Here is a 15,433-nt window from a genome sequence, read left to right as displayed (position 1 = left end):
TCATGAACCAGGTTAAAGAGGTTATTGTCCAGGGACTGTGGAAGAACAACTCCGCGCTGGTTCAGCTGCTGGGGATGTGCCCACTGCTGGCCGTGACGTCAACGGCCACCAATGCGCTCGGTCTCGGTCTGGCAACGACGCTGGTGCTGACCCTGACAAACCTTTCCATCTCCGCCCTGCGCCGCTGGACCCCGTCGGAAATCCGTATTCCGATTTACGTTATGATCATTGCGTCGGTGGTCAGTATCGTCCAGATGCTGATTAACGCCTACGCCTTCGGTCTGTATCAGTCGCTCGGAATTTTTATCCCTCTGATCGTGACTAACTGTATTGTGGTCGGCCGTGCGGAAGCCTTCGCCGTGAAAAACAGTCCGGCCATGTCGGCGCTGGATGGTTTTTCGATTGGTATGGGTGCGACCGGTGCGATGTTCGTGCTCGGCTCACTGCGCGAGATCCTCGGCAACGGGACGCTGTTTGACGGTGCCGATGCGCTGCTGGGCGGCTGGGCCAAATCGCTACGTATCGAGGTGTTCCATACCGATACGCCATTCCTGCTGGCGATGCTGCCACCTGGCGCGTTTATTGGCCTTGGCATGATGCTGGCAGTAAAATACCTGATTGATGAAAAACGTAAGCGCCGCGCAGCAGAGCGTAGCGTCCAGGAAGGGATACCCGAGAAGGCCTCATGAATAAAGAAAAGCGCATTGCGATCCTGACCCGTCTGCGGGACGAGAACCCGCATCCGACGACGGAGCTGAATTTTACCTCCCCGTTTGAGCTGCTGATCGCCGTGTTGCTCTCTGCACAGGCTACCGATGTGAGCGTCAATAAAGCGACCGCCCTGCTCTATCCGGTCGCTAACACGCCAAAAGCGATGCTGGAGCTCGGCGTGGAAGGCGTGAAGTCTTATATCAAAACCATCGGATTGTTTAACAGCAAAGCAGAGAATGTGATTAAAACCTGCCGGATCTTGCTGGAACAGCACGGCGGTGAGGTGCCGGAAGACCGCGCAGCGCTGGAAGCGTTGCCGGGTGTAGGACGCAAAACCGCGAACGTGGTGCTTAATACGGCGTTCGGCTGGCCGACGATCGCCGTGGATACGCATATCTTCCGAGTTTCTAACCGCACCAACTTCGCCCCCGGTAAAAACGTTGAGCAGGTTGAAGAGAAGCTCTTAAAAGTGGTGCCCGCCGAATTCAAGGTTGACTGCCATCACTGGCTGATTTTGCACGGCCGTTATACCTGCATCGCCCGTAAACCTCGTTGCGGCTCCTGCATTATTGAAGACCTCTGTGAATACAAAGAAAAAGTTTATCCCTGAATTGCTGGTCTGAACAATCGCAATCCCACATCAGGAGAAGGCCTTCCAAACGTCCCTCTCCTGACCATAAATCATCCGCCTCTTGCCCCTGCTGACTTATCACTTGTTCGGCGCGTTAACGCTCAAACAGGTTAATACTTTTTTCATAGCCAAAAATTTCTATACATCTGTGATCGCGATCACTCTGATAACTTCATGTTGATTTTTTGTTGTCAAAATCATCCCAAAGCCTTTGCCAGACAAGATATAACCGATCAGAACCGGAAGATAAGACCAGCTATTTTTCAGAATATGGGCTATATCACTGCCACAAACGGCAAATAGCAGAACATATCGCCAAAAGCCGATCGGAGAGGGGGAATACCAGTTGAAAAAACTACCTTTACTCACCGTATGAAATTTAACGCTGAATAACATTTGCATGAACCGACGATTATACCACCCCAGATAAATGTAACAGATTATTACAAACGTATTGCCAGACGGGTCAGGATAGTGAACATTACCCGCCGTTTCTCCTCCCAATATAACTATAAGGCGGATGGACTACGGCCATCACGCTATGAACACCCCCGTTAATATGGGATGTAAAAAAAGAGGTATATGTGTCGACTGCAAACAATAAACCAACAGATGAAAGCGTGAGTCTTAACGCTTTTAAACAACCGAAAGCGTTTTATCTCATCTTCTCTATCGAGTTATGGGAGCGTTTTGGTTACTACGGCCTGCAAGGGATCATGGCGGTTTACCTGGTAAAACAGCTGGGTATGTCCGAAGCCGATTCCATCACGCTGTTCTCCTCCTTCAGTGCCCTCGTATACGGCCTGGTTGCTATCGGCGGCTGGCTGGGTGATAAAGTTCTCGGCACCAAACGTGTCATCATGCTGGGCGCCATTGTTCTGGCGATTGGCTATGGGCTGGTCGCATGGTCTGGCCATGACGCCGCAGTGGTGTATATGGGTATGGCGACCATTGCTGTCGGTAACGGATTGTTTAAAGCGAACCCGTCTTCCCTGCTCTCTACCTGTTACAGCAAAGATGACCCACGTCTGGACGGTGCATTCACCATGTACTACATGTCCATCAACATCGGTTCATTCTTCTCCATGCTGGCAACACCATGGCTGGCCGCTAAATTCGGCTGGAGCGTGGCGTTTGCGCTGAGCTTCGTGGGCATGCTGATCACCGTAGTGAACTTCTTGTTCTGCCGCAACTGGGTCAAAGACTACGGTTCAAAACCCGATTTCGAACCCGTCCATATAGGCAAACTGCTGGCGACCATCGTGGGCGTTGTGATTCTGGCGGCAATCGCCACCTGGCTGCTGCACAACCAGGGTATCGCACGTGCGGTGCTGGGCGTGGTTGCGCTGGGTATCGTGGTTATCTTCGCGAAAGAAGCGTTCGCGATGCAGGGTGCTGCGCGCCGTAAGATGATTGTAGCCTTCATTCTGATGCTGGAAGCGATTATCTTCTTCGTACTGTACAGCCAGATGCCAACCTCTCTGAACTTCTTCGCCATTCGTAACGTTGAGCACTCTATCCTGGGTATCGCGTTCGAGCCGGAGCAGTATCAGGCGCTGAACCCGTTCTGGATTATGATTGGCAGCCCGATTCTGGCAGCTATCTATAACAAGATGGGCGACCGTCTGCCAATGCCGCACAAGTTTGCGATTGGTATGGTGCTGTGCTCCGGTGCGTTCCTGGTGCTGCCGCTGGGTACGAAATTTGCGACCGACGCTGGTATCGTCTCCGTAAACTGGCTGATTCTGAGCTATGCGCTGCAGTCTATCGGCGAACTGATGATCTCCGGTCTGGGCCTGGCGATGGTGGCACAGCTGGTTCCACAGCGTCTGATGGGCTTCATTATGGGTAGCTGGTTCCTGACCACTGCCGGTGCAGCAATTATCGCAGGTAAGATTGCGAACCTGATGGCCGTGCCGGAAAACGTCACTGACCCACTGGTCTCCCTGAATGTCTACGGCACCGTGTTCATGCAGATTGGTATCGCGACAGCGGTGATTGCAGTTCTGATGCTGCTGACCGCGCCGAAACTGAATCGTATGACTCAGGACGACGACAAGACGGCCAAGGCAAGCGAAACCGCGACTGCGTAAGATTATTGAGAAACGACTGTTGAGAAGCCGCTAATGCATTAGCGGCTTTTTTTTTGCCTGTTAGCGCACTAACATAGCTGAAACCTCAGCAAAAAGGAGTTACCGATGAAACTGTTCTACAAACCGGGCGCGTGCTCTCTTGCTTCCCATATCACCCTGCGCGAGAGCGGCAAAGATTTCACGCTCGATGGCGTTGATCTGATGAAAAAGCGTCTGGAGAATGGCGATGATTTCCTTGCCATTAACCCGAAGGGACAAGTTCCAGCGCTGTTGCTGGATGACGGAACTCTGCTGACAGAAGGCGTTGCCATCATGCAATTCCTGGCGGACAACGTACCGGATCGCCAGCTTCTTGCCCCCACCGGCAGCATTGCACGCTATAAGACCCTGGAGTGGTTAAACTATATCGCTACCGAGTTACATAAAGGCTTTACTCCCCTGTTCCGCCCGGATACGCCGGAAGAGTACAAACCGACCCTGCGCGCGCTTCTTGAGAAAAAGCTGCAGTATGTAAACGCGTCGCTGAAAGACGATCAGTGGATTTGTGGTTCCCGTTTCACGATTGCCGATGCCTATCTGTTTACCGTGCTGCGCTGGGCACGGGCGGTTAAGCTCAATATGGAAGGGTTAGACCATATTACATCGTATATGACCCGTATGGCGGAGCGTCCTGCGGTGGCTGCGGCGCTGAAAGCGGAAGGTCTTAGCTAATATCGCCCGGCGGCGCTTCGCTTGCACGGGCCTACGGATTTTGTAGGCCGGGTAAGCGCAGCGCCACCCGGCATCGTTTAAAGCCGGGTGGCGCTGAAATAGTGCTCCGGCTTCGCAATACGATCCTGTGCCGCGACTACCTGAAGTTCATATTCCTGCATCTCTTTCGTCGCAATCATGATTTCGTACACCGCCGCAGTCACATGCTCAAGCGCGTCTCTGACCGTTGCACCCTGCAGCAGTTTCACCAGCAGTAGACCGCTGGTCACATCCCCCACTCCCACTGGCTGACGCAGGCTAAAATCCACCAGCGGACGGCTAATATGCCAGGCGTCATCTTTCGTCACCAGCAGCATCTCAAAACGCGACTGGCTCAGCCCGGCGCGGGCGAGATGTTTTACCAGTACAATCTCTGGCCCCTGGGCTATCAGCTCGCGAGACGCGCTTACCGCCTCTTCTACGCTGTTAACCGGGTGCTCACAGAGGATCTCCAGCTCAATAAGGTTTGGCGCAATGATATCGCTGGCAGGCAGCGCATGGCGAACGTGAAACTCTGCAACACCGGGCGCTACGATACAGCCTTTCTCCGGGTGTCCCATGACGGGGTCGCAGAAGTATTTTGCCGCCGGGTTCGCTGCTTTCACCTGACGCACAATGCCAAGGATGTGCTCCCCCTGCTCGGCTGAGCCCAGATAACCGCTCAGAACGGCGTCACAGCGTTTGAGCTGGTCAATATCCGCAATGCCCTGAACCACCTCGGTGAGGTGCGAGGGCGGCATCACGCAGCCGGCCCATTTACCATACTGCGTGTGGTTGGAAAACTGCACGGTGTTGAGGGGCCAGACGTTAGCACCGAGGCGGCGCATCGGGAATTCCGCTGCACTGTTGCCCGCATGGCCAAAAACAACGTGGGACTGAATGGCGAGGATGTTCTTCATCTTTTTCTTACCAAACCCTGAAAAAACAAAAAGGGCGTGGTTTCCCACGCCCCTGGAGACTGTTAATTATTTCCAGCAAACAAGGCAGTAATTTTTCTTACCGCGGCGCAGCAGCGTGTAGCGTCCATACAGACGGTCGCCGTCAACGAAGGTGTATTCCGGGTCAGCCTGTTTCTCACCGTTGATGGTGATCGCGTTAGACGCGATGGTTTTACGCGCCTGTCCGCGAGACGGCTGCAGCTCGGAGTCCACCAGCGCCTGCATCAGGTCAGCCCCTTTTTCCATCTCAACCATCGGCACACCGTCCTGCGCCAGCTGTTCGAAGTCCGCTTCGCTCAGATCGCTCAGCGTACCGTTGAACAGGCTTGCCGTAATGCGTTTCGCCGCCGCCAGACCTTCTTCACCGTGAACCAGTTTGGTCACTTCATCGGCCAGCACATACTGTGCACGCGGTGCTTTACCGCTGTTTTTGTCTTCTTCTTCCAGCGCGTTGATGTCTGCAATATCCATGAAGGTGAAGAACTCAGGAAGCGGTAAACATCGGCGTCCGCCGTGTTGATCCAGAACTGGTAGAATTTGTACGGACTGGTTTTCTTCGGATCCAGCCACACCGCGCCGCCTTCCGTTTTACCGAATTTGGTGCCATCTGCTTTGGTGATCAGTGGAACCGTCAGGCCGAAGACCTGGTTCTGGTGCAGGCGACGGGTCAGGTCGATACCGGACGTGATGTTACCCCACTGGTCAGAACCACCAATCTGCAGGGAAACGCCATGCAGTTTGTTCAGGCAAGCAAAGTCATAGCCCTGCAGCAGGTTATAGGAGAACTCGGTAAAGGAGATACCCTGATCGTCACGGTTCAGGCGCTGCTTCACCGCTTCTTTGTTAATCATCTGGTTAACAGAGAAGTGCTTGCCAATATCACGCAGGAAGGTCAGCACGTTCATGCTGCCAAACCAGTCATAGTTGTTGGCAGCAATGGCAGCGTTATCGCCGCAGTTGAAGTCAAGGAACGGTGCAACCTGTTTGCGGATCTTATCCACCCACTCCTGCACGGTATCTTCGGTATTCAGTTTACGCTCAGCGGCTTTAAAGCTTGGGTCACCAATCAGACCGGTTGCACCACCCACCAGAGCAACAGGCTTATGGCCCGCCATCTGGAAGCGTTTCAGGCATAACAATGGAACAAGATGCCCCAAATGCAAGCTGTCAGCGGTGGGATCGAAGCCGCAATAGAGCGCGATCGGGCCTTGCGCCAGTCGCTCTGCTAACGCTTCCTCGTCCGTCACCTGGGCCACGAGGCCCCGCTCTTGCAATTGTTTAATCAAGTTACTGCTTGCCATCAAATTCTCCATGTATAAACGACTGCACCTTTGCCGGTACACGACTTTTCGCCTGATGCGAAAGGACCATAGAATAAAGCGCAAGCGCGGTGTGCGCTAGCGCTTAAATCAACAAATTTCGGGGATTACGGTGCCAGTCTGTCGATTTTCCAGCCGCCGTTCTCGCGCTGGTATAAAAAGCGGTCGTGCAGGCGATGTTCACCGCCCTGCCAGAACTCAATCTGCTCAATCGGGATGCGGAAGCCGCCCCAGAAGCTTGGCAGTGGGATTTCCCCCTGCTGGAACTTCTGTTTCAGTTCCAGGAACTTGCTCTCCAGGACACCGCGTGCAGAGATTCGGCTGGACTGTTTTGAAACCCAGGCACCAATCTGGCTGTCACGCGGACGGCTGTGGAAATATTTCACCACCTCAAGGGTCGAGAGACGTTCCGCTTTGCCGGTGACCATGACCTGACGTTCCAGCATGTGCCATGGGAACAGCAGGCTGATGCGCGGATTGTTTTCTAAATGGTGCGCTTTGCGGCTGCCGAGGTTGGTATAAAACACCAGCCCTTTCTCATCATAATGCTTGAGCAGGACGATGCGCTGATACGGTTGACCGTTTTCATCTACCGTTGCGACAACCATGGCCGTTGGGTCGGCCAGTTTCGCTTCACAGGCCTGTTTCAGCCAGCGTTCAAAAAGCACGAGGGGTTCAGCGGGAAGATCCTGGCGACGCAGGCCGCCTTTGGTGTATTCACGGCGCAGATGCGCAATTTGCTGCAGTTCGTCGTTATCTGACATGGCGTTAGCTGACGTTGAGATTGGGTGGCGCTATTGTGCGCCGCCCCTGTAAAAATCTCAACGCTTCGGATTTTCAAGCTGGCAATTGTTCAGCACGATGCGGTCGCGTTTGTAGACCGTGGCGCTATCCCCTTTCGACCAGAAGACGTAGATACCGTCGGAATAACGTGCCCCGGAGGCCGACATGCCCTGCTTGAGGGTCAGCAGTTTATTGTCATAAACAAAACTGGCTTCCTGACGTGGATTATTCAGCTTCACGGTCAGCGGTTTTTCATCGCAGTGATACTCCAGCGTATCGGTCTGCATACGCTCAAGGAACTGGTTGTAGACGCTGCATCCTGACAGCAATAAAGGCGCGACAATAAGAAGAATTTTTTTCATGGGCGTATTCCGAAGACTTTCCTGGTCCTGGAGGGCATGGCTGCCCTCCTGTTTCATTCCATTCTAACGACGAGACGCCGCGCTGAATTTCAGTTAACTCTGATTATGACGAGGATTTGCCGGGTAAATCGCCCCGAGGACGCTGGCCTCGCGCGCGCCGGTCACCGACGGTAAATTACCCGGAAGCCCGGCGATGGTGCGCCAGGCAAGCCAGGCGAAAGCCAGCGCTTCCATATCATCCCCACTGATACCCGCCTCGTCTGTCGTGGTCACTTCCGTACCCGGCAGTAACGCGGCCAGACGCGCCATCACCAGCGGATTTCGGCTTCCACCGCCGCACACCAGCAGACGTTCGCATCCGCCGCTGAGAAGTACCTGCTCAGAGATCGACACCGCCGTTAATTCGGCAAGCGTCGTCTGCACATCCTGCGGAGCCAGTGCCGGGAATGGCGCCAGCTGACGTTCAAGCCAGCCAACGTTGAAGTATTCACGCCCCGTGCTTTTCGGCGCCGGTAAAGCAAAGTAGGGATCGCTGAGCATCGACTGCAACAGCGGGAGAATCACTTTACCCTCGCTCGCCCACTCGGCGTTTTTATCATAGGGTTGCCCGCACTGCCGCCAGATCCAGGCATCCATTAACATATTACCTGGACCGGTATCGTAGCCGCGGACAGGCTGCCCGGGAATGAGCATTGACACGTTGGCAATTCCGCCGATATTCAGCACCATCCGGCGTTCTGAAGGGTGTGCCAGTAGCGCCTGATGGAACGCCGGCACCAGCGGTGCCCCCTGGCCGCCAAGCGCAATATCGCGACGACGGAAATCGCCGACGACCGTGACGCCCGTCTTCGCCACAATCTGGTTGTTATCACCGATTTGCATCGTATGCGGCGCATCACCAACCGGCTCATGCCAGACGGTCTGACCATGGCATCCGATGGCAACCACATCCTGCGGTCGAAGATTTTCTTTTTGCATTAACGCCTGTACCGCATCAGCAAACAGTGCTCCCAGGCGGACGTCAAGTTGCCCTAGCTGAGAGAGCGTCAATTGCTGCCCCTGACAGATACTCAGAATATCCTCTTTCAGTGAAATGGGAATGGGCCAGGTCAGGCTCGCCTGCTGAGCGACCATACGTTCATCAATGGCGGCCAGAACGACATCTACCCCATCCAGACTGGTGCCCGACATCACACCAATGTAGCGACCCGATTTCATGCGCTTTCCTTACGTTGCGTGGGCTAAGGTTATCCACTCAACCATAAACAGCACGGCTTTGCCATCCAGCGATAATATTTTTTAACAATGTCATGCGGGTGACATGAGCAGAACCTGTTTATGTCTCGTTAAGTCAAATTCAAGTACAATTTTCTTATTGTTAGTGCAAAGATATGAACTATGGCCCCTTATGCCATATAATTTAGCCATAACGGATGCCTCCAATTGGGCGTTTTTGGTGAACAGGAGATTCAAATGATTGTACGTGTACTGGGCGTTTCGCTGATTGGTTTAACCCTGGCTGGCTGTGTGAATGACAGCTCACTGTCTGGCGACGTTTACAGCGCTTCTGAAGCAAAACAGGTTCAGAGCGTGACTTACGGTACCGTTGTTAACGCCCGTCCTGTACAAATTCAGGGTGGCGATGACAACAACGTTATGGGCGCAATCGGCGGTGCTGTTCTGGGTGGTTTCCTCGGGAATACCGTTGGCGGCGGTACAGGCCGTTCTCTGGCGACCGCTGCGGGCGCTGTGGCGGGTGGTGTTGCAGGCCAGGGCGTTCAGGGTGCAATGAACAAAACGCAGGGTGTTGAGCTGGAAATTCGTAAAGACGACGGCAGCACCATTATGGTTGTTCAGAAACAGGGGAATACCCGTTTCTCTGCTGGTCAGCGTGTCGTGCTGGCAAGCAACGGAAGCCAGGTGACCGTTTCCCCACGTTAATTAAAACGGGATGTGGCTATCAGGCCACATCCCTTTACAATATATATCATTTTCATGAATATATTTACAAAATATATTCACCCGCCCATTACTTACCCCATCGTATATTGTTTCTGCGCAAAGTAATTATTGTTTCAATTGATTAGACTCTTCGCTATTACCTCCTGTTCATTCATTTTTAATTATTTAAAAAAATTTATATGCTTGCGAATAGTCTTACTGTAAAAGGTCGTTATCTCTCGTTCTGTTTCGGTTGTGTTGTTGTCATCGGAATATTACAGGGTTTATTTTCAACACTGGTTGAATGGGTTCCTTCCTTTTCGCCGCTGTTGTTCCCTACGCTCACCATTTTTCTACTGGTATTTCACCTGTTTATTGCCTGTTTTATGGCAATGAAATACTGGTGTGATAAGAGGCGTCTGTATCTGGTTGCCATCGCTTTTGCCTTTGCCGGTTCGGCATTGCTGATGGTTGGAACGCTGTCCAGTTTTCCCGCCTGGCTGGATCTCTACCAGTTCAACGTCGTGAACTATAACGATGCGATGATCTACTATATGTTCCGCCATCTCATCATGGCGGTCCTGTTCATCGCTTCGGCCCTGCTGTTTCCCCTGCGTAATCAGCCCCTTTCGCGGCTGACGCATATCGCTATCGTCAGCACGACATTTCTTTTTACTGCCGGTGGCGTGATGGTGGCGTGGATGTATTCCAGCCATTTTGATTTTTTATCCCTCGATCTAGTTGATAATGAAACGCGTCAGTTTATGGTTCTCTGGAGCCACAGCATTAATATTTCTTTAATTGTCCTCTGGGTGGTGACATTAGCAACGCTGATGTTTATGACGCGCGTACGTAATCTGTTCTGGGTGACCGGTAATTTTCTTTGTGTCTGCTATATCGTCACGCTCTTAATGCTGTTATTGGGTGGGCATGCCGAAGACATATCGTGGTATCGCGCCCGGTTATTTGAAACCGTCGCCACGCTGCTGATTATTTTTGTTCTGCTCTGCGATGTCTTCAGCTTGTACCGTGAATCGCATTCAAAGTATCAACAGTCGTATCAGAATTCGATTCGCGATCCGCTTACGCGCCTGTATAACCGCAGCTATTTTTATGAATCGTTAAATCAGGCGCTGGCTGTCGCAAAATCCAGCCGCCCTGTTTCGGTTATCGTCAGCGATCTCGATCGCTTCAAGCGCATCAACGACAACTACGGTCACCTGCAGGGGGATAAAGTCTTACAGTTTGTCGCCAATCTGCTGGTGGATTCCGTGCGCCCGCAGGACATCGCGGCGCGTATCGGTGGTGAAGAGTTTGTCCTGATGCTGGCAAATACCCCTTCAGACGCAGCATGCCAGGTGGCGGAACGCATACGGCTGAAGCTGAGCAGCTTTGATAAAACCACCAGCGAAGGTCAGCTACCGGAGCCCATTACCATCAGCATGGGTGTGTTTACGGCAACATCATCGTCCGTGACCGCAGAAGAGTGCGTGGAAAGCGCCGATAAAGCGATGTATGAAGCGAAAGAGACTGGCCGAAACCGCGTCGTTGTCTTTAGGTAGGAAAAAGGCCTTGCAGATGCAAGGCCTTGTTGTCTGGTCAGTCGCGAGACTGCAGCTCGTGGATGTTCTGCTCAAGGCGAGCAATGAGGCTGATGAGCATTTCCAGCTCCGCCGGTGAAACGCCTGAAAGGATTTCACCGCGCGTTTTGGTAATCACAGCTTCCATTTCGGTAATAATGGGCGCTGCTTTCTCGGTGAGTTTAATCCGCTTGGCGCGACGATCGCTGGCGCAGGTTTGCCGGGAGATCAGCCCCTTCTCTTCCAGTTGATCAAGCGTACGCACCAGCGACGGTTGCTCAATACCTATCGCTTTTGCCAGTTGAATTTGCGACTGGTCAGGCGGCAACTGATGAATGTTGTGCAGCGTGACCCAATGCGTCTGTGTCAATTCCAGAGGTTTCAGGCGATGGTCAATCAGAGCACGCCAGACGCGTACCAACCTTGCCAGATCAGAACCTAATGGCGATTCCAATTTCATCTCCTTATAATTAGCTTGCTAAGTTATTATACTGATTTTAGAATAGTGTGCAGCATTTGTATTGGCAAAACAAATGCAATACTGCATTCATCTAACTCAAAAGTATGACTTACACTGAATTCTGATGCTTCTTTATACTCAGACAAGCCAACGCGGCATTCTGTTCACTGCAAAGGATCTCTGCTTGTGACCTTTTTTCATCGCTCAGAGGGTTTACCCCTCCAGGACCTGATCTTCGGTGCGTCAGTCTACTTTCCTCCCCTGTTTAAAGCCGTGCTGGTGGGCTTTATCCTCTGGCTCGTTGCGCACCGCCTGCTTCGCGACTGGATGTATTCCGGCGAAATCTGGCATCCCATGTTGATGGATCTCTCCCTGTTCGCCCTCTGTGTCAGTCTGGGCCTTGCTGTTTTGACCGTGTGGTGAATATGCCTCTGAAAACGCTGAAGTACTTTTCCACCCTGTTTGTCCTGGTCCTCGCGCTGATCGCCGGCTGGTGGCTCTGGAATTTTTATATGCAGTCCCCCTGGACGCGTGACGGCAAAGTTCGCGCCGAGCAGGTCAGCATCACCCCGCAGGTGTCGGGAAGTATTACCACGCTCCTGGTGAAGGATAACCAGTATGTTAAAAAGGGAGAGGAACTGTTCCGTATCGACGATACCCCCTACCATATTGCCGTTCTGAATGCCCAGGCGCAGCTGGCGAAAGCCCAGTCAGACCTGGCGAAGGCCAATAACGAAGCCAATCGCCGCCGTCACTTATCTCAAAACTACATCTCAGCGGAAGATTTGGATACCGCCAACCTTAACGTCAAGGCCATGCAGGCAAGCGTCAACGTAGCCCAGGCGACGCTTAAGCAGGCACAGTGGGAACTGACCCAAACCGTGATTACCGCACCTGTAGATGGATGGGTGACTAACCTCTCTGCCCGGGTGGGTAACTACGCCACCACCGGCCAGCCTGTTTTTGCCCTTGTCGACAGCCACTCCTTCTACGTGGTGGGCTATTTTGAAGAGACCAAGCTTCGCCACATTCGCGAGGGTTCACCTGCGGCCATTACCCTTTACAGCGGTTCGCAAACGTTACAGGGTCACGTCTCCAGCATCGGTCGCGCCATTTACGATCAAAGCGTTGAAACGGATTCCGGCCTCGTACCGGACATAAAGCCGAACGTCCCCTGGGTGCGCCTGGCTCAACGTGTGCCTGTGCGCGTGGAGTTTGACCGTTTACCCGAGGGCATCACGCTGGTATCCGGCACCACCTGCACCGTCTCCATCGGAAGCCGTTAATGAAGCTGCAGGCGCTCTCCTGGCAAAACACGCCGTGGATGAAAGCGACGCGTCCTCAGTGGCGCTACGCGCTGCGTAATGGCATCGCCATGTGTCTGGCGCTGACGGTCGCCTATTACCTGAATCTTGACCAACCCTACTGGGCGATGACCTCAGCCGCGGTGGTGAGTTTCCCTACCGTTGGCGGAGTGATCAGCAAAAGCCTTGGGCGCATCGCAGGGAGTCTGTTAGGCGCCACCGCGGCGTTAATTATCGCGGGGCATACGCTGAACGATCCGTGGCTATTCCTGCTGAGCATGGCGGCGTGGCTGGGATGTTGTACCTGGGCCTGCGCCCATTTTACCAATAACGTGGCCTACGCTTTCCAGTTAGCGGGCTATACCGCGGCCATCATTGCCTTCCCGGTCGTCAATGTGCTCGATACCACCGAACTGTGGGATATTGCACAGGCGCGCGTCTGTGAGGTGATTGTCGGGATCCTCAGCGGCGGGTTTATGATGATGATCCTGCCCAGCACCTCCGACGGTACGACGCTGATTACCGCGCTGAAGACCATGCATACCCGGTTGCTGGAACATGCAAGCCTGCTGTGGCAACCGGATACCAGTGATGACATCCGTCTCGCGCATGAAAAGGTTATCGGGCAGATCCTGACCATGAACCTGTTGCGCATACAGGCTTTCTGGAGTCATTACCGTTTTCGTCGTCAGAACACGCTGCTCAACTATTTGCTGCACCAGCAGCTGCGTATGACCAGCGCCATCTCCAGCCTGCGCCGGATGCTGCTCAACTGGCCAACGCCCCCTGAAAATACCCGCGCCGTCATTGAGACGCTGCTCGCGACGCTTGCGCGTCCTGACGCGGATATTTACACCGTCGCGAAGATCATCGCCCCGCTCGCCCCGACGGATGAGTATGATTATCGCCATCGCGCATTCTGGCAGCGCCTGAATTACTTTTGCCGGTTATATCTGCGCAGTAGCCGCTGGATTAACGCCGTCGAGAATGCCACGCCGGTAACGGAATTTAATGTTCCCGGCAGCCCGGCTCTCGCCCGGCATACCGATTATCTGGAAGCACTGTGGAGTGGTTTTCGCACTTTTTGTGCGCTGACGCTGGTTGGGGCGTGGAGCATCACCACGCAGTGGGAATCCGGTGCCGCGGCCCTGACGCTTGCCGCCATCAGCTGCGTGCTTTACTCCGTCGCGGCCTCGCCGTTTAACTCTCTTACGCTACTGCTGCGCACGCTGGTACTCCTGTCATTGTTCAGTTTCGCCGTGAAGTTTGGCCTGATGGTGCAGATAAGCGATCTCTGGCAGTTCCTGCTGTTCCTGTTTCCGCTGTTAACGACGATGCAACTCCTCAAGCTGCAAATGCCGAAACTGGCGGGCCTGTGGGGCCAGCTGATTGTCTTTATGGGCTCGTTTATCTCCGTGACGAATCCGCCGGTGTATGATTACGCCGATTTTCTCAATGATAACCTGGCAAAGATCCTGGGCGTGGGGCTGGCATGGCTCGCATTTGCGGTATTGCGTCCCGGCTCTGATGCACGTAAGAGCCGACGACATATCAGGGAATTACGCAGAGGGTTTGTCGACCAGCTCAGCCGCAAACCGCATCTGCGTGAAAGCGAGTATGAATCGCTGGTGTATCACCATGTCAGCCAGCTCAATAACAGCCATGACGCGCTTTCCCGCCGCTGGCTGCTGCGCTGGGGCGTGGTGCTGTTGAACTGTTCGCATGTGGTCTGGCAGCTTCGCGCATGGGAAACGCGGTCCGACCCGCTGTCGCAGGTGCGCGATGTTTGCATTTCCCTGCTACGCGACGTGATGAGTGAGCGCGGTGTCCAGCAGCGGCCTCTGGAGGTCACGCTGGCTGAACTGCAACGGATCTGCGATACCCTCGCGCATCACCATCTTCCCGCAGCCCGTGATTTAGCCTCAATCATCTGGCGCCTGCACTGCTCGCTGTCGCAGCTGGAACAGGCTCCCCCACCGGGCACCATTGGGGATCAGATCACGCCGCAGGCATAACGTGCCCCGCCGCCGCCAAGCGGTTTAGGCTGATCGGACATGTTATCGCCGCCCACGTGGATCATCAGCGCTTTGCCTTTTACTTCATCCAGTTTTTTCAGGCGCGGGGCCATGACCGGATCGGTGGCTTTACCGTCATTGTTCACCACCAGCACTGGCAGATCGCCAAGGTGCCCCATACCGTCTGGCCCTTCATGTTTGCCTGAATGTTGCGGATCGAGATGCCCCCCGGCGGCTTCCGCCGCGGACGGTTTACCCTCTTTCATGGCAGGCTGGCAGCTTCCTTTGGCATGAACATGAAAGCCGTGTTCGCCGGGCGGGAGTGCTTTGAGATTGGGCGCGAATTCCAGCCCCTTGTCGGTCTCAGTGATTTTCACCGTCCCGATAGACTGACCCACACCCTGAGAGGTGACGAGATTCATTTCCACTTCGTCGCTGGCTGCCTGCGCTCCTGCGCAAACAACCAGCGTGACCAATGCCAGAGCAAAACGCTTCATATGACCTCCGCGGGTTATTTTTTGCCCCTTAAGTGTATACCAGAGGCAA

The 15,433-nt window shown here is 53.9% G+C and carries 15 protein-coding genes and 1 pseudogene; 9 read left to right on the top strand and 7 right to left on the bottom strand.

The genetic code is table 11. The annotated features are described in order from the left end of the window. The first annotated feature begins 2 nt into the window (after window positions 1–2). The 4 genes from ACMGGM_RS00675 to gstA all read left to right on the top strand — a co-directional run bounded on the left by ACMGGM_RS00675 (window position 3) and on the right by gstA (window position 4,146). Window positions 3–689, top strand: a complete 687-nt coding sequence (locus ACMGGM_RS00675; RefSeq protein ID WP_045134972.1) for an electron transport complex subunit E — start codon at window positions 3–5, stop codon at window positions 687–689. After that, window positions 686–1,321 (top strand): endonuclease III, encoded by a 636-nt coding sequence (nth, locus tag ACMGGM_RS00670; RefSeq protein ID WP_008500570.1) that lies wholly within the window; start codon window positions 686–688, stop codon window positions 1,319–1,321. The genes ACMGGM_RS00675 and nth overlap by 4 nt, the downstream gene beginning before the upstream one ends. A gap of 605 nt (window positions 1,322–1,926) precedes the next feature. Continuing rightward, on the top strand, window positions 1,927–3,435 hold the full coding sequence (gene dtpA / locus ACMGGM_RS00665) for a dipeptide/tripeptide permease DtpA (protein ID WP_045134971.1): 1,509 nt from the start codon (window positions 1,927–1,929) through the stop codon (window positions 3,433–3,435). Window positions 3,436–3,540: 105 nt separating this feature from the next. Next, a complete protein-coding gene (gstA, locus tag ACMGGM_RS00660) occupies window positions 3,541–4,146 on the top strand; it encodes a glutathione transferase GstA (RefSeq protein ID WP_014883574.1) in 606 nt (201 codons plus the stop codon). Between the two features lie 77 nt (window positions 4,147–4,223). Here gstA and pdxY read toward each other — a convergent pair whose 3' ends face one another. The 5 genes and pseudogenes from pdxY to anmK form a co-directional block, all read right to left on the bottom strand. After that, window positions 4,224–5,084 carry a pyridoxal kinase PdxY gene (pdxY, locus tag ACMGGM_RS00655; protein WP_045134970.1) on the bottom strand — a complete coding sequence of 287 codons (861 nt, stop codon included), beginning with the start codon at window positions 5,082–5,084 and terminating at the stop codon, window positions 4,224–4,226. A gap of 66 nt (window positions 5,085–5,150) precedes the next feature. Further along, a pseudogene (tyrS, locus tag ACMGGM_RS00650) lies at window positions 5,151–6,424 on the bottom strand (tyrosine--tRNA ligase). Window positions 6,425–6,549: 125 nt separating this feature from the next. Next, a complete protein-coding gene (gene pdxH, locus ACMGGM_RS00645; protein WP_008500575.1) occupies window positions 6,550–7,206 on the bottom strand; it encodes a pyridoxamine 5'-phosphate oxidase in 657 nt (218 codons plus the stop codon). Between the two features lie 57 nt (window positions 7,207–7,263). Continuing rightward, window positions 7,264–7,587 (bottom strand): C-type lysozyme inhibitor, encoded by a 324-nt coding sequence (gene mliC, locus ACMGGM_RS00640; RefSeq protein WP_023338270.1) that lies wholly within the window; start codon window positions 7,585–7,587, stop codon window positions 7,264–7,266. 93 nt (window positions 7,588–7,680) lie between these two features. After that, window positions 7,681–8,805, bottom strand: a complete 1,125-nt coding sequence (anmK, locus tag ACMGGM_RS00635) for an anhydro-N-acetylmuramic acid kinase (protein WP_045134969.1) — start codon at window positions 8,803–8,805, stop codon at window positions 7,681–7,683. A gap of 255 nt (window positions 8,806–9,060) precedes the next feature. Here anmK and slyB point away from each other — a divergent pair, with 255 nt between their 5' ends. Next, the gene (slyB, locus tag ACMGGM_RS00630; RefSeq protein WP_014883569.1) at window positions 9,061–9,528 is read left to right on the top strand and encodes an outer membrane lipoprotein SlyB; all 468 of its coding nucleotides are present in this window, start codon (window positions 9,061–9,063) and stop codon (window positions 9,526–9,528) included. Between the two features lie 200 nt (window positions 9,529–9,728). Continuing rightward, the gene (locus ACMGGM_RS00625) at window positions 9,729–11,090 is read left to right on the top strand and encodes a GGDEF domain-containing protein (RefSeq protein WP_063943052.1); all 1,362 of its coding nucleotides are present in this window, start codon (window positions 9,729–9,731) and stop codon (window positions 11,088–11,090) included. 37 nt (window positions 11,091–11,127) lie between these two features. On the opposite strand, the gene slyA is transcribed toward ACMGGM_RS00625, so the two are convergent. Further along, on the bottom strand, window positions 11,128–11,568 hold the full coding sequence (slyA, locus tag ACMGGM_RS00620; protein WP_021241135.1) for a transcriptional regulator SlyA: 441 nt from the start codon (window positions 11,566–11,568) through the stop codon (window positions 11,128–11,130). Window positions 11,569–11,754: 186 nt separating this feature from the next. Here slyA and ACMGGM_RS00615 point away from each other — a divergent pair, with 186 nt between their 5' ends. The 3 genes from ACMGGM_RS00615 to ACMGGM_RS00605 are packed head-to-tail and all read left to right on the top strand — an operon-like array spanning window position 11,755 to window position 14,887. Beyond that, window positions 11,755–11,991, top strand: a complete 237-nt coding sequence (locus tag ACMGGM_RS00615) for a DUF1656 domain-containing protein (RefSeq protein WP_014883567.1) — start codon at window positions 11,755–11,757, stop codon at window positions 11,989–11,991. Between the two features lie 2 nt (window positions 11,992–11,993). After that, on the top strand, window positions 11,994–12,854 hold the full coding sequence (locus ACMGGM_RS00610) for an HlyD family secretion protein (protein WP_014883566.1): 861 nt from the start codon (window positions 11,994–11,996) through the stop codon (window positions 12,852–12,854). Beyond that, a complete protein-coding gene (locus ACMGGM_RS00605; RefSeq protein ID WP_014883565.1) occupies window positions 12,854–14,887 on the top strand; it encodes an FUSC family protein in 2,034 nt (677 codons plus the stop codon). Before ACMGGM_RS00610 ends, ACMGGM_RS00605 begins: the two co-directional genes overlap by 1 nt. Here ACMGGM_RS00605 and sodC read toward each other — a convergent pair. Further along, entirely contained in the window at window positions 14,866–15,384 is a 519-nt protein-coding gene (gene sodC, locus ACMGGM_RS00600) for a superoxide dismutase [Cu-Zn] SodC (RefSeq protein WP_045282018.1), read from the bottom strand. The two genes, ACMGGM_RS00605 and sodC, sit on opposite strands and share 22 nt — an antisense overlap. Between the last annotated feature and the right edge of the window lie 49 nt (window positions 15,385–15,433).

Origin of the sequence: Enterobacter sp. BNK-14, assembly GCF_047456095.1 — a bacterium.
Taxonomy (GTDB): domain Bacteria; phylum Pseudomonadota; class Gammaproteobacteria; order Enterobacterales; family Enterobacteriaceae; genus Enterobacter; species Enterobacter kobei.
This window is presented reverse-complemented; position numbering and strand designations above follow the sequence as displayed.

Bases quoted from the DNA above. Each gene is read 5' to 3' on its own strand.
- gstA (WP_014883574.1), top strand. From the start codon at position 3,541: ATGAAACTGTTCTACAAACCGGGCGCGTGCTCTCTTGCTTCCCATATC.
- sodC (WP_045282018.1), bottom strand. From the start codon at position 15,384: ATGAAGCGTTTTGCTCTGGCATTGGTCACGCTGGTTGTTTGCGCAGGA.
- anmK (WP_045134969.1), bottom strand. From the start codon at position 8,805: ATGAAATCGGGTCGCTACATTGGTGTGATGTCGGGCACCAGTCTGGAT.
- ACMGGM_RS00605 (WP_014883565.1), top strand. From the start codon at position 12,854: ATGAAGCTGCAGGCGCTCTCCTGGCAAAACACGCCGTGGATGAAAGCG.
- ACMGGM_RS00675 (WP_045134972.1), top strand. From the start codon at position 3: ATGAACCAGGTTAAAGAGGTTATTGTCCAGGGACTGTGGAAGAACAAC.
- slyB (WP_014883569.1), top strand. From the start codon at position 9,061: ATGATTGTACGTGTACTGGGCGTTTCGCTGATTGGTTTAACCCTGGCT.
- mliC (WP_023338270.1), bottom strand. From the start codon at position 7,587: ATGAAAAAAATTCTTCTTATTGTCGCGCCTTTATTGCTGTCAGGATGC.
- slyA (WP_021241135.1), bottom strand. From the start codon at position 11,568: ATGAAATTGGAATCGCCATTAGGTTCTGATCTGGCAAGGTTGGTACGC.
- pdxH (WP_008500575.1), bottom strand. From the start codon at position 7,206: ATGTCAGATAACGACGAACTGCAGCAAATTGCGCATCTGCGCCGTGAA.
- nth (WP_008500570.1), top strand. From the start codon at position 686: ATGAATAAAGAAAAGCGCATTGCGATCCTGACCCGTCTGCGGGACGAG.
- pdxY (WP_045134970.1), bottom strand. From the start codon at position 5,084: ATGAAGAACATCCTCGCCATTCAGTCCCACGTTGTTTTTGGCCATGCG.
- ACMGGM_RS00610 (WP_014883566.1), top strand. From the start codon at position 11,994: ATGCCTCTGAAAACGCTGAAGTACTTTTCCACCCTGTTTGTCCTGGTC.
- ACMGGM_RS00625 (WP_063943052.1), top strand. From the start codon at position 9,729: ATGCTTGCGAATAGTCTTACTGTAAAAGGTCGTTATCTCTCGTTCTGT.